This window comes from Pseudomonas sp. NFPP25, assembly GCF_900116505.1.
Classification (GTDB): Bacteria; Pseudomonadota; Gammaproteobacteria; order Pseudomonadales; family Pseudomonadaceae; genus Aquipseudomonas; species Aquipseudomonas protegens.
Map to the genome: position 1 here is coordinate 1,233,287 of NZ_FPBG01000001.1, position 19,777 is coordinate 1,253,063.

A 19,777-nucleotide genomic window follows, 5' to 3' on the forward strand; every position below is an offset into this window, starting at 1 on the left:
CTCACGGCGCCTTGGCCGGGGCCAGCTTGAGCCGCGTCGGGTCGATGGCGCAGGCCATGTTGCGTAACTCGCCGAGCAATGACTGGCGGGGAAACGCGGCCCATTGCGCCTGATCTTCCTTGCGCGTGACCTCCACGCCCTGGGCGAACGGCTCGGAGAAGTACACCCGGCCGAACTGCGCCGACTCATCCTTCTCGCAGTTGATCACCCGGGTCGCCCGCGAGCTGTGGATCGGCGGCTTGCCACCGCCCAGCTCGGTGGGCTTGGCGTAGTTGTTGATCAGATAGAACTGCCGCAGGTGCGGGTTGTTCTGGTAGAGGGCCAGCGAGTTGGCGGCAAAGTAGGTGGCCAGCTCCGGGCTTTCCAGCACCTTGAACATGCCCTCCGGACGCTGCGGCGCCGGGGCCTGGCTGCCCGAATGCGCGCAACCGGCGAGCACGACCGCCGCGCCCAGGCTCAGCAGTTTGTTCATCGGCCAGCTCCCTGGGCCAGGTCTGGCCGCTCCTGGTCGAACAATGCCTGATCGATAGTGCCCTGCAGCGAGCAGAGCAGACGGGTCTTGCCGTCTTCTTCGCTGAGCATGAGGATTTTTTCCGCGGAACCCGGCGCTGGGGCGATGCCCGACGCAGCGGCCGGATTGTCCTGCCAGGGCGCCGTGGCGTTGAGTTTGATCTGCGGCCGGGAGATGAAGTATTCACCGGCCTCCTGCCAGCCGGCCTGGGGCAGCGCTGCCATCACCGCGGCGCGGCTGGCATCGACCTCGAAGCCCCAGAAGTGGAAGCTGCCCTGCTCGCCCAGGTCGAACTGGCGGTCGTAGTAGCCGGTCAGGCGCAGGCCGTGATCGGTCAGCGGGCGGGAAAACGCCTGGGATGCGGAGTAGTTGTTCAGGCGGTCGGCGACCGGCACCCAGGCGATGCCCTGGCGCTGATTCTCGGCCAGCTTCACCACCTGCCCGAGTGCGCCGCGCTGCTGATACAGGGCCTTGAAGAAACCCGGCTGGCAGTCCAGCAGGCTCTCGCTGAGGCTGGCCGCCTGGGCAGTGCCGGCCCACAGGCCAAGGAACACGGCCAACAGCGGTGAGGTGGAAAGGCGGGGCAAGGTGCGCGTCCGTTGCATGGTCTGGAGCATCCTGAGCAGGCGAAAAAAACGCGACTCTACTCCCGCCGGCACCGCCGAGACAAATCCGCCTGCAGGCACCAGGCCTGCATGGCAGAGCGGCGCCGCAGCCGGTTCAGAGGAAAATACTGCCCTTGAGGTACAAGGCGCCGTAGCCGCTGATGATCACCCGCCCGTTGTCCAGCACCTGGCACTGCAACTGGCCCTTGCGCGCCCCGCCCTGTTGCGCCCGCAACTGGCGCTTGCCCAGGCGCGCGGCCCAGCAAGGCGCCAGGGAGGTATGGGCGGAACCGGTGACCGGGTCTTCATTGACCCCGACCCGCGGGCCGAACCAGCGCGAGACGAAATCGAATGCCCGGGACGGCGCCGTCACGGCGATGCCGCGCACATCGAAGGCGGCCAGTGCGGCGAAATCGGGCTTGAGCGCCTCCACCAGAGATTCGTCGTCCACCACCAGCAGGTAATCGTCGGTGCGGTACAGGGCCTCGGCCGCCGGCAACCCCAGGGCTTGCAGCAGGGCCGGAGGAATCGCCACGGCTTCGGGCTGCTTGGCGGGAAAGTCCATGGACAGCAGGCCGCCCTCGCGGCTCACCCGCAACTCGCCGCTGCGGGTGGCAAAGCGCAGCACGTCGCGGCGCTCGCCCAACTGCTCGAACAGCACCCAGGCCGCCGCCAGGGTGGCGTGCCCGCACAGGTCGACCTCCACCGTGGGGGTGAACCAGCGCAGTTCGAAGACTTCGCCCCGGGGCACGAAATAGGCGGTTTCCGACAGGTTGTTCTCCAGGGCGATGCGCTGCAGGACCTCGTCCGGCAACCAGGCATCCAGGGGGCACACCGCCGCCGGGTTGCCACCGAAGACGTGGGAGGTAAAGGCATCCACTTGAAAGATATCGAGCTGCATCGCGGTCATTCCTCGGCGCCTTGGGCGCGGATCTGTTCCAGGTAGTTGTAGATGGTGTAGCGGGTCACCCCCAGGGCCGCGGCGGCCTTTTCGATCCCGCCCTTGACGATGAACACCCCGCGCTCCTGCATCTGGCGCACGGCGTCGAGCTTGTGTTGCTTGCTCATGCGCGCCCCGTTTCCCGGGCAGGCGCCCTGGATGATCTGGGCCAGCAACTGTTCCATGTCGGGGGCTTCGTCGCGGCGCGGCGCAGGCGCGCTGCCCAGGCCCAGCAACTGCCCGAGGCAGGCATGAGCGGCGGCGATACCGCTCAGGTCGCTGTTGCTGCACAGGCTGGCGAAGGGCTGCCCGCTGCTGTCGCGAAAGATCACCGTGGAACTGCGCAGCTCGCGGCCATCGGGGGCCAGGGTCGGGTAGTTCTCCAGCACCAGCGGGGTCGCCGCGGAGCGGTCTTGCAGGGCACGTCGCACCGCGGCAAAACCCAGGTCCTGGCGCGGCCCGACCAGCACCGGGTCGCCTACCCGGCGCCCGGTGACATGACCATTGGCGATGGCGACGATCGAGCACTCGGGACGGTCAAGGTCATGCAGGACAATCTCCACGTGCCGGCCGACCACGCTGCCCAGCATCTGCAAAGTGCTGTGCAGCACCTGCAGCACCAGCTGACGTTCGACAAGCAGGGAAGCGCAAGATCGGTTCATGGGTGACTACCAAGGTGAACGGCCAGGAAAAATATCAACACTTTGTTGAATATTCAACTTCTTGTTCGATTGATCCCGGTCATGCCCGCCCATCATGGCAATTGCATAGCCAAGGGCATTGCTGCAATATTCGCAAATGTAAAACGTTCTCATTAAATATCCCCATTCAAGTGCTCTGCCCCATGACCCCCAACCTGCTTCTCGTGGAAGACGACGCCCGACTGCGCGACGACCTGGACCTGCATTTCCGCCAGCGCGGCTTTACCGTCACCACCTGCACCGACGGCCGCCAGGGGCTGGCCGCGGTGCGCGCCGGCCACTTCGACCTGGTGCTGCTGGACATCATGCTGCCGGGCATGGACGGCCTGGCCCTGCTGGAAACCCTGCGCCAGGAACAGGGCACGCCGGTGATGCTGATGTCGGCCCTGGGCGCCGAGCAGGACCGCATCACCGGCTTTACCCGAGGCGCCGACGACTACCTGCCCAAGCCCTTCAGCCTGGCCGAACTGGACGCCCGCGCCGACGCCCTGCTGCGGCGCATGGCCCGGGTACAACAGCTGCAGGCCACGCGCCAGGACCCGCACCTGAGCTTCGACGACCAGGCCCAGGACGTACTGCACCAGGGCCGCGCAGCGGGCCTGACCGGCTCGGAATACCGGCTGCTGGCGACCCTGCGCGAGCACCCCGGGGAAACCCTGAGCAAGCCGTTTCTCTATCAGCACGTGCTGCACCGCATCTACACGAGGCTCGATCGCGGCCTGGATGTACACGTGTGCAACCTGCGGCGCAAACTCGCCGACCTTGGGGTGCAGCACCTGCAGATCCAGGCGGTGCGCGGCGCGGGCTACATCCTGGTGGAAGCGGAACGCCACTGATGCGCCGTCACCCCCTGCTGTGGAAACTGGCGCTGTTGCAGATCGGCTTCTGCCTGCTGCTGACCTGGATCATCTGGACCTGGGGCCTGTCGGCCGAGCGCAGCACCTATTTTCTCGACCCCGCCGACCGCCAGTACCTGGCCAGCTACGCCCAGCAGGCCGAGCACGCCTGGCGCCAGGGCGGCGTGGCCGCGGTCGATGAGTTCCAGCGACAACTGGCAACCCGGGAAGACACCTGGGTCGCGGTGATCGGCGATCGCCTGCAGAGCCTGGGCAGCACGCCGCTGACCGCCGAGGAAGCCAGCCACCTGACCTTCATGCGCAAGCTCGACTGGCCCATGAGCCGGCGCCTGCAGGACGAGTTGCCCTACGTCAGCATCGAATTCCCCGAGCACCCGGAGCAAGGCCGGCTGGTGCTGCAACTGCCCGAGCGCCTGCTGCCCAGCGGCCTGACGCCCTGGACCCACGTGCTCAGCCATGGCGTGGTGCCGACCCTGCTGGCCGCCCTGCTCGGCCTGTTGCTCTACCGCCACCTGGTGCTGCCGTTGAACCGCCTGCGCGACCGCGCCGATGCCTTGCGCGCCGACGACCTGGAAAGCCAGGGGCTGGACACGCCCCTGGTGAACCGCCACGACGAACTGGGAGAACTGGCCCTGGCCTTCGAGCACATGGCCGAGCGCCTGCGCCAGAGCCTGGCCCAGCAGCGCCTGCTGCTGCGCACGCTGTCCCACGAGCTGCGCACGCCCCTGGCGCGGTTGCGCATCGCCCATGACAGCCGGTTGCCGCCGGAGCAGTTGCGCCAGCGCCTGGACCGGGAAATCGCCGACATGCAGCGCCTGCTGGAAGACACCCTGGACCTGGCCTGGCTCGACACCGAGCGCCCGCAGCTGCCCACCGAAGCAGTGCAGGTGCTGTCGATCTGGGAAGCCCTGCGCCAGGACGCCTGCTTCGAAAGCGCCTGGGACGCCGAGCGCCTGCCCTGCCTGCTGGACGCCGAGTGCCGGGTCCAGGTGCACCTGGACAGCATCGCCCAGGCCCTGGAGAACCTGCTGCGCAATGCCATCCGCTACTCCCCCGCCGGCGGCCGGGTGAGCCTGCGCGGCTGGCGCGAAGGCGCCTATTGGCACCTGTGCCTGGAAGACCAGGGACCAGGGGTTGCCGAACAGGACCTGCAACGCATCTTCCAGCCCTACCAGCGCCTGGACTCGGCCCAGGGCGACGGCTTCGGCCTGGGCCTCGCCATCGCCCGGCGCGCCGTGGAGCTGCATCAGGGGCGGATCTGGGCCAGCAACGGCCACCCCGGGCTGTGCATGCACCTGCTGCTACCCGCCGCCTAGGCCCGGCACAAGCGCGCCCGGCTCCCTGATAGAACCTCGTACCGACCTGGAAGTGTTTAGAAAGTTAATGCGCTTTACTCGCAAATAGCAGTCATTATCATTCGTGATCTTCTGTTTCTGCCTCTGTCCGGAGATCACCGATGTCCATGCGCTCGATGCGTCCTTTCGCCCCCTTCCTGCTGTCCGGCTGCTGCCTGCTCAGCCAGGCCGTGCAGGCCGCCAACGAAGGCTCGACCCAGCCGGTCCTGGAGCTGGAACCCCAGAGCGTCATCGCCACCGCCAAGGAAGAAACCAAGCAGGCACCGGGGGTCTCGGTGATCACCGCCGAGGACATCCAGAAGCGCCCGCCGGCCAACGACCTGTCGCAGATCATCCGCACCATGCCCGGGGTCAACCTCACCGGTAACTCCACCAGCGGCCAGCGCGGCAACAACCGGCAGATCGACATCCGTGGCATGGGCCCGGAAAACACCCTGATCCTGGTGGACGGCAAGCCGGTGGGCAGCCGCAACTCGGTGCGCTACGGCTGGCGCGGCGAGCGTGACAGCCGCGGCGACACCAACTGGGTGCCGGCCGACCAGGTCGAACGCATCGAAGTGATCCGCGGCCCGGCGGCGGCCCGCTACGGCAACGGCGCCGCTGGCGGGGTGATCAACATCATCACCAAGCAGGCCGGCATCCAGACCCACGGCAATGCCACGATCTACAGCTCGTTCCCGACCCACAAGGACGAAGGCGCCACCCAACGCATGAGCTTCGGCCTCAACGGCCCGCTGACCGACAGCTTGAGCTACCGGGTCTACGGCAACGTGGCCAAGACCGATTCCGACGACGCCGACATCAACGCCGGCCATGAATCCCTGCGCACCGGCAACCAGGTCGGCACCCTGCCCGCCGGCCGCGAAGGGGTACGCAACAAGGACCTCAACGGCCTCTTGAGCTGGCACCTGACCCCGGACCAGAGCCTGGACTTCGAAGCCGGCTTCAGCCGCCAGGGCAACATCTACACCGGCGATACCCAGAACACCAACAGCAACAGCACGGTGAAAAACCTGCTGGGCCACGAGACCAACCGCAGCTACCGCGAGACCTATTCGGTGACCCATCGTGGCGAATGGGACTTCGGCAGTTCCATGGCCTACCTGCAATACGAAAAGACCCGCAACACGCGGATCAACGAAGGCCTGGCCGGCGGCACCGAAGGCATCTTCAGCAACAGCGAGTTCTACACCGCGGTGCTGCGCGACCTGACCGCCCATGGCGAGGTCAACCTGCCCCTGCGCGCCGGCTTCGAGCAGACCCTGACCCTGGGCAGCGAATGGTCCCAGCAAAAGCTCGACGACCCCAGCGCCAACACCCAGAGCACCAGCGAAGGCGGCGCCGTGGGCGGCCTGAGCTCAAGCAACCGCAGCACCCAGTCCAGCGCGCAGATCTTCTCGCTGTTCGCTGAAGACAACATCGAACTGCAGCCGGGCACCATGCTCACCCCCGGCCTGCGTTTGGACCACCACAGCATCGTCGGCGACAACTGGAGCCCATCGCTCAACCTGTCCCACGCCCTGAGCGACACCCTGACCCTCAAGGCCGGCATCGCCCGCGCCTACAAAGCGCCGAACCTGTACCAGCTGAACTCCGACTACCTGCTCTACAGCCGCGGCCAGGGTTGCTACGGCCAGAGCACCAGCTGCTACCTGCAGGGCAACGACAAGCTCAAGGCGGAAACCAGCGTCAACAAGGAACTGGGCCTGGAATACAAGGCCGACGGCTGGGTGGCCGGCCTGACCTACTTCCGCAACGACTACAAGAACAAGGTGGAATCCGGCCTGGCCCCGGTGAGCCATGCCAGCGGCGGCAGCGGCGCTTACCGCAACTCGGCGATCTACCAGTGGGAAAACGTGCCCAAGGCCCTGGTGGAAGGCCTGGAAGGCACCCTGACCATTCCGTTGGCCAGCCAGCTGACCTGGAACAACAACTTCACCTACATGCTGCAATCGAAGAACAAGGAAACCGGCGACTACCTCTCGGTGACCCCGCGCTACACCCTCAACTCGATGCTCGACTGGCAGGCCACCCAGGACCTGTCGCTGCAGGCGACCGTGGCCTGGTACGGCCAGCAGACGCCGAAGAAATACGACTACCACGGCGACCGCGTCACCGGCAGCGCCACCCAGCAACTGGCGCCGTACGCCATTGCCGGGGTCAGCGGCACCTACGCCCTGACCCGCAACCTGAGCCTGACCGCCGGGGTCGACAACCTGTTCGACAAACGCCTGTTCCGTGAAGGCAATGCCCAGGGCGTGAACAATATTGCCGGGGCCGGCGCCGCCACCTACAACGAACCCGGGCGCACCCTATACACCAGCCTGACCGCTTCGTTCTGAGCCATTACCAAGAGCCATCACCAAGAGCCTGCCGAGAACGCCTGATGAGAACTTTTTTCCTGCCCCTGGCCCTGGCCTGGGGCCTTGCGGGAGCGGCCCTGGCCGCCCCCGCCCCGGACCAGCCCATGGACCGCAGCCTGCTGCAACGCCAGGACCTGCCCTACCGCTTCACTAGCCTGCAACTGGATTCCGCCGACGGCCAGCGGCACTACCAACTGTGGATCGGCAAGCCGTTGCAGGCGCCGCCGCCACAGGGCTACCCGGTGCTGTGGATGCTCGATGGCAACGCCGCCATCGGCGCCCTCGACCCCGAGCAGCTCAAGCGCCTGGACCAGGGCCAGGCGCCGCTGCTGGTGGCAGTGGGTTACCAGACCCCGCTGCGTATCGAGCGCAACGCCCGCACCTATGACTACACCCCGCAGCAACCGGGCCAGGCGCAGCAGCAAGACCCGCTGACCGGGCAACCCAGCGGCGGCGCGCAAGCCTTCCTGCAACTGCTGCGCGAGCGCATGCGCCCGGCCGTGGCGGCCCAGGCACCGATAGATACCGCGCAACAGACCCTGTGGGGCCACTCCTATGGCGGCCTGCTGGTGCTGCAGGCGCTGTTCAGCCAGCCCCAGGCGTTTCGCCACTACGCCGCCGCGAGCCCTTCGCTGTGGTGGGGCGACGGCCTGATCCTGCCCCAGGCCCAGGGCCTGGCCGAGCGCCTGCAGGGCCATCATGCGCAATTGCTGCTGATGCGTGGCGACGCCGAGCCGGGCAACCCGCGCCAGCCAGCAGGGCCCGAGGCCGACCAGCGCGCCCGCCAGTTGCAGGCGCAACTGGCCCAGTTGCCGGGGTTGGCCCTGGACTACCACAGTTTTGAAAAACTCAGCCATGGCCAAACCCTGGCGGCCTCGTTGCACTACGTGCTGGAGCGGCTCTACCTATCGGCGGCCAAGGACTGAAAACCCTGCGCCCGGGTGCAAGGCCCGGGCCGCGAGTTCCAGCGCAAGAGACAGGGTGCAAGCCTTGGGGCGGCGGGCTAATCTGCCGCTCGCCCCGCCACTTGTTCCGGATCGCCAATGCCCACCTGCCCTGCCACTCGTTTTCTTGCCGCACTGGATGCCGACTGGGCCGCGCTGATCGCCGCCGTCGGCCCCTGCCTGCACCAGCCCCGCCCGGAGCGCGAGCCTTATCAGGCGCTGGTGCGCGCGGTGGCCTACCAGCAACTGCATGCACGCGCGGGCGACGCGATACTCGGCCGCCTGCGCGCTTTGTTTCCCGGGCAGGACTTCCCCACGCCCGGGCAACTGGCCGCTGCCAGCCTGGAGAGCTTGCGCGGCTGCGGCTTTTCCGCACGCAAGGTAGCGACCCTGCAGGGCATCGCCCAGGCCACCCTGGACGGCCGCGTCCCCGATGCCGCCAGCGCCCGTGGCCTGGATGACGAACAGTTGATAGAGCGCCTGATCCAGCTGCCTGGCATTGGCCGCTGGACCGTGGAGATGCTGCTGATCTACAGCCTTGAGCGCGAGGACATACTGCCCGTGGACGACTTTGGCGTACGCGAAGGTTATCGCCGCCTGAAAGACCTGGAGAAACAGCCCAGCCCCCGGCAGCTGCGCCAGATCGGCCAGGCCTGGAGCCCCTGGCGCACCACTGCTGCCTGGTACCTGTGGCGCGTGCCGACGGCCTGAACACCGCGCACTTGACCCGGTGCGGACTGGCCGCTGCGCGGTTCGCCGGCAAGCCGGCTCCTACGGGGTTATGCGCGCCTGTAGGAGCTGGCTTGCCAGCGATGGGGGCGCTACATGCCCAGCCAGTTGGGCAAGGCCAGGGAGATCAGCGGCACGTAGGTCACCAGGATCAGGAACAGCAGCAGGATCATCAGCCACGGCATCGCCGCGCGGATGGTCTGGCCCAGGGTCAGGCCGGTCACCGCCGAGGTCACGAACAGGTTCAGGCCCACCGGCGGATGCACCAGGCCAATCTCCATGTTGACCACCATGACGATGCCCAGGTGAATCGGGTCGATCCCCAGCTTCATGGCAATCGGGAAGAAGATCGGCGCCAGGATCAGCACGATCGCCGAGGGCTCCATGAAGCTGCCCGCCACCAGCAGCACCACGTTGACCATCAGCAGGAAACCGATCGGCGTCAGGCCTTCGGAAATCACCCAGGCGGTGATTTCCTGGGGGATCTGTTCGGTGGTCAGCACATGAGCGAAGAGCATGGCGTTGGCGATGATGAACATCAGCATGATCGACAGCCGGCCCGACTCCAGCAGCACCTTGGGGCAGTCCCGCAGCTTCATGTCGCGGTACACGAACAGGGCGACGAAGGCCGAGTACACCGCCGCCACCGCCGCCGCCTCAGTGGGCGTGAACATGCCGCTGTAGATGCCGCCAAGGATGATCACCAGCAACAACAGGCCCCAGAACGCCCGGCGCGCAGCACTCAGCCACTGGGCAAAGGTGGCCCGTGGCTGGGCCGGCAGCTTTTTCACCCGGGCCACGATGTAGATCGCCACCATCAGCAGCAGGCCCAGCAGCAAGCCGGGCAACACGCCGGCCATGAACAGCTTGCCCACCGAAGTCTCGGTGGCCGCCGAGTACACCACCATGACGATCGACGGCGGAATCAGGATGCCCAGGGTCCCGGCGTTGCAGATGATCCCGGCGCCGAACTCCTTGGGATAGCCGGAGCGCACCATGCCCGCCACGGCAATCGAGCCTACCGCCGCCACGGTGGCCGGCGAGGAACCGGACAGCGCGGCGAACAGCATGCAGGCCAGCACCGCGGCAATTGCCAGGCCGCCACGGATGTGGCCGACACAGGCGTTGGCGAAGTCGATCAGGCGCTGGGCCACGCCGCCGGTGGTCATGAAGGCCCCGGACAAGAGGAAGAACGGAATCGCCAGGAAGGTGTAGGCGTCGGAGGTCTCGAACAGCTTGATCGCCAGGGAGCTCAGGGAGTCCTGGCTGAACATCAGGATCGACACCGCCCCCGACAGGCCCAGGGCAATGGCGATGGGCACGCCGAGGAACATGAACACGAACAGCAGCAGAAACAGACAGAGCACGGCCATCAGTGACGCTCCTCATGGCTGCCCGCCAGCTTGCTGGCCTCGCCCGCCTCGTCGGCCAGGCCCAGGCCGAACTGCCGTCGGGTGAAGATGCGGTAGAAGATTTCCAGGTAGCGGATCAGCACCAGGGCGAAGCCGATGGGCACGATCACCACGATATGGCTGACCCGGACGCCGAAGCGGTCCAGGTCTTCGGCGCCGATATGGGCGGCCATGATCGCGCTCAGCCACTTGAAGCTGGCGACCATGAACAGCCCGGCGTACACCAGGCAGCACAGGCAGGCGAGCAGCGCCAGGTAGCGCTGCACCGGGCGCGGGGTCAGGCGCACCAGGGCGTCCACCCCCAGGTGCCCGGCGGTGCGCACGCCATAGGAGATGCCGAAGAAGATCAGCCAGCCGAACATCGCCTTGGTCAGGGCCACGCTCCAGGTCATGTCCTGGGCCAGGCCCATGGTGGCGTCGCCCAGAGCGTTGAAGAAGGCGCTGCTGGCGGCCCATTTGTCGGCCAGGGCGAAGAACAGGGTGTAGATGTTGTTGAGCATCACGTAGACGAAGGTCACCAGGGTCATGGTCGCCAGCAGCAGGGCAATCAGGCCCTCCTCCAGGTGCTCCCAGATACGTCTCAGGGACTGCATAGAGATACCTCGCGAAACGGGCAGTGGCCGTCCGCCGCGGACGGCCGGGAGGGCGTATCAGTGGCGCTGGTTGGCGGCGTCGGCGGCCTTGATCAGGTCGGCGCCGATCTCGTCCTCGAACTTGCTCCACACCGGGCGCATGGTGTCGCGCCAGGCCTGGCGCTGCTCGGGGGTCAGTTCGATGATTTCGCTGGTCCTGGCCTCGACGATCTTCTGCCGGGCGCTCTGGTTCAGGGCCTCGGCCTGTTTGTTCACCTCCACCGAGACCTCGGCCATGATGGCTTCCAGCTCGCCGCGCACGTCCGCCGGCAGGCCGTTCCAGAAGCTCGCGTTGGTGATCACCATGTAGTCGATCAGGCCGTGGTTGGACTCGGTGAAGTACTTCTGCACCTCATTGACCTTCTGGCTTTCATAGTTCGACCAGGTGTTCTCGGTGCCGTTGACGGTGCCGGTCTGCAGGCCCTGGTAGACCTCGGCGAAACTCATCTTGCGCGGGTTGGCGCGCATCGCCTTGAACTGCTCTTCGAGCACGCTGGAGGCCTGCACCCGGAACTTCAGGCCACGGGCGTCCTTGGGTTCGTGCAGGGGCTTGTTGGCCGACAACTGCTTCAGGCCGTTGTGCCAGTAGGCCAGGCCGAGAATGCCCTTGCCCTGCATCGAGGTCAGCAACTGCTTGCCCTCGGCGGCCTGGAAGCGGTCCACCGCCGCCAGGTCGTCGAACAGGAACGGCAGGTCGTAGATCTGGATCTTTTTCGTGTACTGCTCGAATTTGGCCAGGGACGGCGCCAGCATCTGCACATCCCCCAGCAGCAGCGCCTCCATTTCCTTGCCATCGCCGAACAGCGACGAGTTGGGGTAGACCTCGACCTTGACCCGCCCCGGCAGGCGCTCCTCGGCGAGCTTCTTGAACAGCAGCGCGCCCTGGCCCTTGGGGGTGTTCTCGGCCACCACGTGGGCGAACTTGATGATGATCGGGTTGCCGGTGGATTCGGCGGCCTGGGCCACCCCGGCAGCGAGCAATGCGGCGGCACAGAACAGCGCTCTTGAGAGCTTGAACATGGACTTCACCTTTTTATTGTTGTGATTGAGGGAAGAGTGCCTAAGGCATGGCGTATAGAGAATTTCGAATTTTTGATACCCGCGTTCACCCCCGCCGAACGCTCCGCCCCATGTAGGAACCGGCTTGCCGGCGAAAGGCCCCCGAGCCCTGCGCCGCTCCTGCCAGCGCCTTCGCTGGCAAGCCAGCTCCTACAACGGGCAGTGCCTGCGCAATCGGCGCCGCCCACCTCCCCGTAGGAGCCGGCTTGCCGGCGAAAGGCCCCCCGAGCCCTGCGCCGCCCCCGCCAGCGCCTGCAAGGGGCAATTGAACCGCGGGCGCGTAACCCCTAAAGTCACGCCTCCCGATATCACTCTGAGATCGTCGATGACCGCCCTTCGCTTGACCACCCTGCATACCACCCAAGCGGTGCTGGACGCCTTCCGTGACAGCGACGTACCCGCCCAGGTGCTGCTGGAGGGCAGCGGCATCCAGCTGGCGGACCTGGAGCTGCCCAACAGCCTGATCAATATCAGCCAGGAAATGCGCGTGTTCAGCAACGCCGTGCAGTTTCGCCAGGACCTGGGGCTGGTGCTGGGGCGCAACCTGCACATTTCCGCCTACGGCATGTTCGGCCTGACCCTGCTGACCAGCGCCACTCTGCGCGAAGGCTGGTCCCTGGCGCTGCGCTACCCCTTGCTGCTGGGCACCTTCTTCCGCCTCGACCTTGAGGTCCGCGACGGCCTGGCCTGGCTCACCGCCGACCAGTACAGCGAAAGCGAACTTGAGGTGTTCAACACCGATTTCTGCATGTCGTCCTACCGGGTCACCTGCCAGGACCTGCTGGGTTGCTCCCTGCCCCTGCGCCAGGTGCAACTGATGCATGGCCCCCAGCCCTATATGGACAGCTACGAGCAGGCCTTCAATTGCCCGGTGCAGTTCAATGCCGGGCTCAATGCCATCGGTTTCGACCTGGAGTGGCTGGACCGGCGCCTGCCCCTGGCGGACCTGGTGACCCAGAACGACATGCTGCAACGCTGCATCCGCCTCAACGAGGAGCTCAGCGCGCGGCCGACCTGGATCGACCAGGTGCGGCGCATCCTCAATGAACAGCTGCACGCGGTGCCGGATTTCGACAGCCTGGCGCGCCAGGTGCACTGCTCCCCCAGCACCCTGCGCCGGCGCCTGCGAGCCCAGGACACCAGCTATCAGCAGTTGCTGGACGAGTTGCGCTACGCCCGCGCCCAGCAGTTGCTGGGCCAGCACAGCCTGCCCATCTACCGCATCGCCGAAGCCCTGGGCTTCAAGGAAACCGCAAGTTTCCGCCACGCCTTCCAACGCTGGAGCGGCGTCGCTCCCGGGCGCTTCCGCCAGCTGGCCGGCCAGCTCGGGCCGCTCTCGGACTGCGCCGAAGATTGACGCTAAATATCCCCTATTGACCGTTGCAAGCATTCTCTCTGCGACCTATCCGACGAAAAATGTCCGCCTCGGATGGTTCCGCTCATTTCGGACATGGAGTTGTCATATGAAATCGTTGCACACCGCCCTCTCCCGCCTCGCCACGGCCTGCACCCTCGGTGCCCTGGCCCTGGCCGTCTCTGTCACCGCCCAGGCCGCCCCCGAGCGCACGGTGAACATCTTCAACTGGTCGGAGTACATCGCTCCCAACACCATCAAGGATTTCCAGGCCCAGAGCGGGATCAAGGTCAAGTACGACATCTTCGAAAGCAACGAAGTGCTCGAAGCCAAGCTGCTGACCGGCAACAGCGGCTATGACGTGGTGGTGCCCTCCAGCGGTTTCGTCAGCAAGCAGATCAGCGCCGGCGCCTTCCAGCCCCTGGACCGCGGGCAGTTGCCGAACTGGAAGAACCTCGACCCGGCCGTGATGAAGCTGCTGGAGCAGAGCGACCCGGGCAACCGCTACGTGATCCCCTACATGTGGGGCACCAACCTGATCGGCTACAACCGCGACAAGGTCCAGGAGCTGCTGGGCAGCGACGCGCCGGTCAACAGCTGGGACCTGGTGTTCAAGGAAGAGAACCTGAAGAAGCTCAGCCAGTGCGGCGTGACCTTCCTCGACTCGCCCACCGAAATGCTGCCCCTGGCCCTGCACTACCTGGGCCTGGACCCCAACAGCCAGAACCCCGAGGACTACCGCAAGGCCGAGGCCATGCTGCTCAAGCTGCGTCCCTACGTGCGCTACTTCCATAGCGCCAAGTGGATGGGCGATATCGCCAACGGCAACATCTGTGTGGCCGTGGGCTACTCCGGCGGCTTCCTGCAGGCGGCCAACCGCGCCAACGAAGCCAAGAACGGCGTGCACATCGAAATGCGCATTCCCAAGGAAGGCACCCTGGTGTGGATCGACACCGTGGCCATTCCCGCCGGCGCCAAGCACGTGGACACCGCCCACGCCTTCCTCAATTACCTGATGGAACCCAAGGTCATTGCCTCCATCAGCAACTACGTCGGCTACCCCAACGGCGTGACCGATTCCAAGCCGTTCATCCAGCAGTCGCTGCTGGACAACCCGGACCTGTTCCCCAGCGCCGAGACCATGACCCGCCTCTACCCCCTGGCCCCGCTGCCGGCCAAGGCCGAGCGCACCCGGACCCGGACCTGGGTCAAGGTCACCAGTGGCCGCTGAGTCATTCACTGCGAAGGCCCGCCAGGACGCCGCCAACGGCGTCCATGCCGCCTTTCCACGCCGTGGCGCAGCCCGCGCCCGGCGTGCTTGAACGAAGAGCCGAATATGTCGTTGCCCACTTCCAGCCAAGCGGCCCTGCCGCACCTGTCGATCGAGGCGCTGCTGCAGGGTTTCGCCACCTTGCAGTTCACCCCGGTGGACGTGCTGCAGGCCGTGCTGGCGCAGATCGAGCGCCACGAGCCACAGCTCAACGCCCTCTGCGAACGCCAGGACCCGGCTGCGCTGCGCGCTGCCCAGGCGTCCACCGCGCGCTGGGCCGCCGGGCAACCCATGGGCCGGCTGGATGGCATTCCGATCCTGGTCAAGGACAACAACGACGTACAGGGCTGGCAGACCCGCAGTGGTTCCCGGGCCCTGGCCAACCGCCCGGCCATGACCCGGGACTCCAGCCTGGTGGCACGCCTGCGTGAAGCCGGGGCGATCTTCATCGCCAAGACCACCCTGCCGGAACTGGGCAGCACGCCCCTGACCGACAGCCCGTTGACCGGCATCACCCGCAACCCGTGGAACCTGGCCCTGCATGCCGGTGGCAGCAGTGGCGGCAGTACTGCGGGGGTCGCAGCCGGTTATGCCCCGGCCGCGACAGGCAACGATGCCGCCGGTTCGATCCGTACCCCGTCGAGCTTTTGCGGCGTGGTCGGGTTCAAGCCCAGCCATGGCCTGGTGTCCGCCTGCCCGAGCATCGACCCGGGCGGCATGGCCGCCGAAGGGCCGATTGCCCGCCACGTGCGCGACATTGCCCTGTTGATGGAGCTCATGGCCGTGCACGAGCCCGGCGAGCCCTTTGCCTGGCCCCATGGGCCCAGGGATTTCCTCAGTACCATCGAGGACGGCGTCGCCGGCCTGCGCATCGCCTTCAGCGCCGACCTGGGCTACGCCGCCCATGTCGACCCGCAGATCGCCGCAGCCTGCCTGAACGCTGCCAGGCTGTTGCAGGAAGCCGGCGCCACCCTGGTCCTGGCCTCGCCGGACATCGGCAACCCGGCGCCGAACTACCTGCGGGCCTGGCCGGTGGAAGTGGCCTGCGCCGTGGCCCAGGAAATACCCGCCGAGGACCGCCATCTGGTGGGGGACTTTCTCCAGCAGGCCCAGGTCCGCGCGCGCCAGCTCAATGCCCTGGACTACGCCTGTGCGGTGGAGGAGCGCCATCAGGTGGCGCACAAGCTTCACGCTTTCCTGGGTGAGTACGACCTGCTGCTGACCCCTGCCGCGGTGGTCGAACCCTTCGCCGTGGAACGCCTGCTGCCGCCGGACTGGCCGGAACAGATCAGCGCCATGTGGCAGCCCACCACCTTCCCGTTCAATTTCAGCCGCCAGCCAGCGTTGAGCCTGCCTTGCGCCCTGAGCGAGGCGGGCCTGCCCATCGGCCTGCAGATCGTCGCCCGCTTCGGCCGCGACGCCCTGGTACTGAGGGCCGCACGGGCCCTGGAAAAACGGCTGCCCGAGGGGGTGTTCCGCCACCCCGCCGGGCTGCGCGACGCCCCCCAGGCGTCACCCGCAAACCGCTAGACCCGCACAGAACACAATGCCGACGCCGGCCACGGCGAAGGCTAACGGACAAGGAGGTGGACCATGGATTCTTCAAGCAGTTGGTATCAAGACACCCAATTCGACCACGACATCTACGTGATGATCATTCGTGAACCGAGCTCTCCCAGCCTTGATCCCCATCAGTCCGGTTCCAGCTACAGCTACGTCGGCCGCCTCACCGGCCACGGCCAGCACCCGTGCTTTTCCGTGCACTTCGCCTGCCCGCCCTACGGCAACGACTACGCCAGCACTGAAGCCGCGCTGCAGGCCGGCCTGGCCCATGGCCGGGCGCTGATCGAGCACTGGCGCACCCGTGGGCGCAAGCCACCGGCACGCACCGCCGAAGTGGCGCTGTCCAGCTACAGCAACTGACGCACCAAGGCCCCTGCTGGCAGGAAGGCAGCGGCTGTCGTAGGCTGCCCTGCCGCCCGTCCATGCGCCATCACCTGGAGTGTCGATCCATGCCCTATATCAACCTGCAGATCACCAAGGGCGCCACGCGCCAGCAGAAGGCCCAACTGGTCAAGGAATTCACCGAATCCCTGGTGCGGGTACTGGGCAAGAAGCCCGAGCATACCCACATCGTGATCCAGGAAATCGACGGCAGCGATTGGGGGTTTGCCGGCGAGCTCAGCGACGACGACCAAGCCTGAGCCGCTGCTGGGCGCAGGTATCACGAACTCAGTCGCGCGCCAGTGAGTTCAGGTAGTCCGTGGCCTGGCGGTACTTCTCCAGGCGCCGCAGGTCTTCGGCACCCGGTTCGGGGATGCGCGACAGGTCGCTGTTTTCCGCCAGATCCGCCAGCTTCACTTGCCGCGCCAGGGGGTTCGTGCCTGCGCGGCGAATGAACGCCGGGTAGTCCTCGCCTGCAACCTTGGTCAGCGCCAGCAGCGCCGCCAGCACCTCTTCGCCGAAGCCCTCGCCCCGCAATTGCTCCGGGGTGATGGGGCAGTCTTCCAGGACATCGTGCAGCACCGCGACAATCCGCGCCTCGGGGTGTGTCAGGCGCAGCATCACGCGCAAGGGATGCAGGATGTAGGGCGCGCCGCCCTTGTCGACTTGCCCGGCATGGGCCTGGGCGGCCAGCGCGATGGCCCGCTCCAGGCTGCTCATCGGACGCTACCGCAGGTGTATGGGGCTGAGCCGTGCATGGTGCCATCTCGATAAAAAGACCGCGCCATTCTACCTGCGCCGCGGCCCGGGCGCAGGGTCAGGCCATCGCCAGCAAGCGCTGGGCCCGCAGCAGCACCGGGGCATCGACCATCTGCCCATCCACCTGGTAGGCCCCGGCACCCTCGCGCCCGCCTTCCACCACCCGTTGGGCCCAGGCCAATTCCTCGGCGCTGGGCGCCAGGGCCTGGTGGATCACCGGCACCTGGGCCGGGTGGATGCACAGCGCACCGGCAAAGCCCATGGCGTAGGCGTGGCGGACCGAGGCGGCCAGGCCCTGGCTGTCGGCAATGCCGGGAAACACCCCGTCCAGCGGCGCCTGCAGCCCCGCCGCCCGGGAGTGCAGGATCAGCGCCAGTCGCGCCTGGTCCAGGGCGAACTGGGCCGCCGCCGAGCCGCTGCTGAGGTTGAGGTCCAGGGCCAGGTCCAGGCCGCCGAACGACAGGCGCTGGACCCCGGGGGCGCTGGCGATCTCGCCCAGGGCCAGCAAGCCCCGGGCACTTTCGATGATCGGCCAGACCAGGCGGCCGCTGGCGGCCACCCGCGCCACTTGGGCTGCGCTCTCGACTTTCGGCAGGAGAATGCCCACCACACCGGCATGGGCCTGGCAGAACGCCAGGTCGGCCAGGTGCTGGGGGTGCTCGGGTGCGTTGATTCGTACCCAGGCCCGCACCTGGGGCTGCGCCAGCAGGAAGCGCCCCAGGTGCTCTCGCGCCTGCACCTTGAGGGGTTCCTCGACGGCGTCCTCGAAATCGACGATCACCGCATCGGCGCCACAGGCCAGGGCCTTGGCGAAACGCTCGGGGCGGCTGCCGGGGACGAACAGCGCGGAGCGGACAATGGGATTGGACATGTTCGGATCCTTGTTATTGGAAGACCAATGGCGGCCAGGCTTGCTGCCCGGCCCCTACGGCAAGAGCCTGGTGTTGCCCTGCCCTCCGTAGGAGCCGGCTTGCCGGCGAAGGCGATCTCAGGGGCCCCTTCGCTGGCAAGCCAGTTCCTACGCTAAGAGCCTGGTGTGTCCTGCCCTCCGTAGGAGCCGGCTTGCCGGCGAAGGCGATCTCGCGGCCTCTACGCTGGCAAGCCGGCTCCTACGGCGAGGTTGGGGTTCAGATGACTCCACGGGCCTGCAGTTGCTCGATGCCTTGCGGGCTCAGGCCCAGCTCGGCGAGTATCGCTGCGCTGTGCTGGCCCAGCGCCGGGACTGCGTCCATGCGCGGCGCATAGGCGCTGTTGCGCGCCGGTGGCAACAGCGCCGGCAGGCGGCCCGCCGGGCTGTCCACCTGGCGCCAGGCGTCCCGGGCCGCCAGTTGCGGGTGCTGCCACACGCCCTGCATGTCGTTGACCCGGGCGTTGGCGATCTGCGCCTGCTCCAGCCGTTCGATCACCTGGGCGACGCTGAGCCGGGCAAAGCGCTCGACGATGATCTGGCGCAGCGCCTCGCGGTTGGCCGAACGCTTGAAGTTGGCGCCAAAGCGCTCGTCCGTGGCCAGTTCGGGCAGCTCCAGCACCTTGTCGCAGAAGGCCGCCCATTCCCGTTCGTTCTGCAGGCCGAGCATCACCGTGCCGCCGTCACCCGCGGGAAACGGCCCGTAGGGGTAGATGGTGGAATGGGCCGCGCCGGCCCGGGGTGGCGGTTCGGCGCCTTCGAAGGCGTAGTACAGGGGGTAGCCCATCCACTCCACCAGGCTTTCCAGCATGCTGATGTCGATACGGCTGCCCAGGCCGGTGCGCCCACGCAGCAGCAAGGCCGAAAGAATGCCGCTGTAGGCGTACATGCCGGCGGCAATGTCGGCGATCGAGCAACCGGCCTTGGCCATCTGCTCCGGTTCGGGGCCGCCGGTCACCGATACAAAGCCGCCTTCGCTCTGGATCAGCAGGTCGTAGGCCTTTTTCCGCTCATAGGGGCCGCCTTCGCCGTAGCCGGAAATATCGCAGACGATCAGCCGTGGAAAGCGCTCATGCAGCGCCTCGAACGACAGCCCCATGCGCGCCGCCGCCCCCGGTGCCAGGTTCTGCACCAGCACGTCGGCCCCGGCCAGCAGGCTGTCCAGCAGGCCCTCGGCTTCGGGCTGCTTGAGGTCCAGGCTCAGGCTTTCCTTGGAGCGGTTGGTCCACACGAAGTGCGAGGCCAGGCCCTTGACCCGCTGGTCGTAGCCCCGGGCGAAATCGCCGCTGCCGGGGCGCTCGACCTTGATCACCCGGGCGCCCAGGTCCGCCAACTGGCGGGTGCAGAACGGCGCGGCAATGGCGTGCTCCAGGCTGACCACGGTGATGCCGTCCAGGGGCCGTGGCTGTGCTGTGTTGTCAATCATGTTCGGTCC

General features: G+C 66.9%; 20 protein-coding genes. 10 read left to right on the top strand and 10 right to left on the bottom strand.

Going from position 1 to position 19,777, the window contains the following annotated elements:
* Position 1: 1 nt before the first annotated feature.
* The 4 genes from BM382_RS05160 to BM382_RS05175 form a co-directional block, all read right to left on the bottom strand.
* Positions 2-472, bottom strand: coding sequence for a surface-adhesin E family protein (locus BM382_RS05160; RefSeq protein WP_072442150.1), 471 nt, complete (start codon positions 470-472; stop codon positions 2-4).
* The gene (locus tag BM382_RS05165; RefSeq protein WP_072442152.1) at positions 469-1,116 is read right to left on the bottom strand and encodes a hypothetical protein; all 648 of its coding nucleotides are present in this window, start codon (positions 1,114-1,116) and stop codon (positions 469-471) included. The genes BM382_RS05160 and BM382_RS05165 overlap by 4 nt, the downstream gene beginning before the upstream one ends.
* Positions 1,117-1,231: 115 nt before the next feature.
* On the bottom strand, positions 1,232-2,017 hold the full coding sequence (locus BM382_RS05170) for a PhzF family phenazine biosynthesis protein (protein ID WP_072442443.1): 786 nt from the start codon (positions 2,015-2,017) through the stop codon (positions 1,232-1,234).
* A 5-nt stretch (positions 2,018-2,022) separates the two neighbouring features.
* Positions 2,023-2,718: a helix-turn-helix transcriptional regulator gene (locus BM382_RS05175; protein ID WP_072442154.1), complete on the bottom strand. Its 696-nt coding sequence runs from the start codon at positions 2,716-2,718 to the stop codon at positions 2,023-2,025.
* A 182-nt stretch (positions 2,719-2,900) separates the two neighbouring features.
* Here BM382_RS05175 and BM382_RS05180 point away from each other — a divergent pair, with 182 nt between their 5' ends.
* The 5 genes from BM382_RS05180 (at position 2,901) to BM382_RS05200 (ending at position 8,987) form a co-directional block, all read left to right on the top strand.
* Complete coding sequence (locus tag BM382_RS05180) at positions 2,901-3,593, top strand: response regulator transcription factor (RefSeq protein ID WP_011060961.1); 693 nt, start codon at positions 2,901-2,903, stop codon at positions 3,591-3,593.
* Positions 3,593-4,930, top strand: coding sequence for a sensor histidine kinase (locus tag BM382_RS05185; RefSeq protein WP_072442156.1), 1,338 nt, complete (start codon positions 3,593-3,595; stop codon positions 4,928-4,930). The genes BM382_RS05180 and BM382_RS05185 overlap by 1 nt, the downstream gene beginning before the upstream one ends.
* Before the next feature lie 140 nt (positions 4,931-5,070).
* Entirely contained in the window at positions 5,071-7,311 is a 2,241-nt protein-coding gene (locus BM382_RS05190) for a TonB-dependent siderophore receptor (protein WP_015635364.1), read from the top strand.
* Between the two features lie 44 nt (positions 7,312-7,355).
* Positions 7,356-8,258, top strand: a complete 903-nt coding sequence (locus tag BM382_RS05195; protein WP_072442158.1) for an alpha/beta hydrolase — start codon at positions 7,356-7,358, stop codon at positions 8,256-8,258.
* 117 nt (positions 8,259-8,375) lie between these two features.
* Positions 8,376-8,987 carry a DNA-3-methyladenine glycosylase family protein gene (locus tag BM382_RS05200; protein ID WP_011060957.1) on the top strand — a complete coding sequence of 204 codons (612 nt, stop codon included), beginning with the start codon at positions 8,376-8,378 and terminating at the stop codon, positions 8,985-8,987.
* 110 nt (positions 8,988-9,097) lie between these two features.
* On the opposite strand, the gene dctM is transcribed toward BM382_RS05200, so the two are convergent.
* The 3 genes from dctM to BM382_RS05215 are packed head-to-tail and all read right to left on the bottom strand — an operon-like array spanning position 9,098 to position 12,069.
* Positions 9,098-10,378, bottom strand: coding sequence for a C4-dicarboxylate TRAP transporter large permease protein DctM (gene dctM / locus BM382_RS05205; protein ID WP_072442160.1), 1,281 nt, complete (start codon positions 10,376-10,378; stop codon positions 9,098-9,100).
* Complete coding sequence (locus tag BM382_RS05210; protein WP_053158031.1) at positions 10,378-11,010, bottom strand: TRAP transporter small permease; 633 nt, start codon at positions 11,008-11,010, stop codon at positions 10,378-10,380. The genes dctM and BM382_RS05210 overlap by 1 nt, the downstream gene beginning before the upstream one ends.
* A 57-nt stretch (positions 11,011-11,067) precedes the next feature.
* The gene (locus BM382_RS05215) at positions 11,068-12,069 is read right to left on the bottom strand and encodes a TRAP transporter substrate-binding protein (protein WP_072442162.1); all 1,002 of its coding nucleotides are present in this window, start codon (positions 12,067-12,069) and stop codon (positions 11,068-11,070) included.
* 364 nt (positions 12,070-12,433) lie between these two features.
* Here BM382_RS05215 and BM382_RS05220 point away from each other — a divergent pair, with 364 nt between their 5' ends.
* From BM382_RS05220 to BM382_RS05240, 5 genes are all read left to right on the top strand, one after another.
* Positions 12,434-13,465 carry an AraC family transcriptional regulator gene (locus tag BM382_RS05220; RefSeq protein WP_072442164.1) on the top strand — a complete coding sequence of 344 codons (1,032 nt, stop codon included), beginning with the start codon at positions 12,434-12,436 and terminating at the stop codon, positions 13,463-13,465.
* A 106-nt stretch (positions 13,466-13,571) separates the two neighbouring features.
* The gene (locus BM382_RS05225; RefSeq protein WP_072442166.1) at positions 13,572-14,693 is read left to right on the top strand and encodes a polyamine ABC transporter substrate-binding protein; all 1,122 of its coding nucleotides are present in this window, start codon (positions 13,572-13,574) and stop codon (positions 14,691-14,693) included.
* Positions 14,694-14,798: 105 nt separating this feature from the next.
* A complete protein-coding gene (locus BM382_RS05230; protein WP_072442168.1) occupies positions 14,799-16,262 on the top strand; it encodes an amidase in 1,464 nt (487 codons plus the stop codon).
* 63 nt (positions 16,263-16,325) lie between these two features.
* Positions 16,326-16,655 carry a hypothetical protein gene (locus BM382_RS05235; RefSeq protein ID WP_011060950.1) on the top strand — a complete coding sequence of 110 codons (330 nt, stop codon included), beginning with the start codon at positions 16,326-16,328 and terminating at the stop codon, positions 16,653-16,655.
* 89 nt (positions 16,656-16,744) lie between these two features.
* A complete protein-coding gene (locus BM382_RS05240) occupies positions 16,745-16,936 on the top strand; it encodes a tautomerase family protein (protein ID WP_011060949.1) in 192 nt (63 codons plus the stop codon).
* Positions 16,937-16,964: 28 nt separating this feature from the next.
* Here BM382_RS05240 and BM382_RS05245 read toward each other — a convergent pair whose 3' ends face one another.
* The 3 genes from BM382_RS05245 to BM382_RS05255 all read right to left on the bottom strand — a co-directional run bounded on the left by BM382_RS05245 (position 16,965) and on the right by BM382_RS05255 (position 19,765).
* Positions 16,965-17,396, bottom strand: coding sequence for an HD domain-containing protein (locus tag BM382_RS05245; RefSeq protein ID WP_072442170.1), 432 nt, complete (start codon positions 17,394-17,396; stop codon positions 16,965-16,967).
* A gap of 97 nt (positions 17,397-17,493) precedes the next feature.
* Positions 17,494-18,306 carry an HpcH/HpaI aldolase/citrate lyase family protein gene (locus BM382_RS05250; protein WP_011060947.1) on the bottom strand — a complete coding sequence of 271 codons (813 nt, stop codon included), beginning with the start codon at positions 18,304-18,306 and terminating at the stop codon, positions 17,494-17,496.
* A 256-nt stretch (positions 18,307-18,562) separates the two neighbouring features.
* Entirely contained in the window at positions 18,563-19,765 is a 1,203-nt protein-coding gene (locus BM382_RS05255) for a CaiB/BaiF CoA transferase family protein (RefSeq protein WP_170866314.1), read from the bottom strand.
* Positions 19,766-19,777 lie beyond the last annotated feature (12 nt).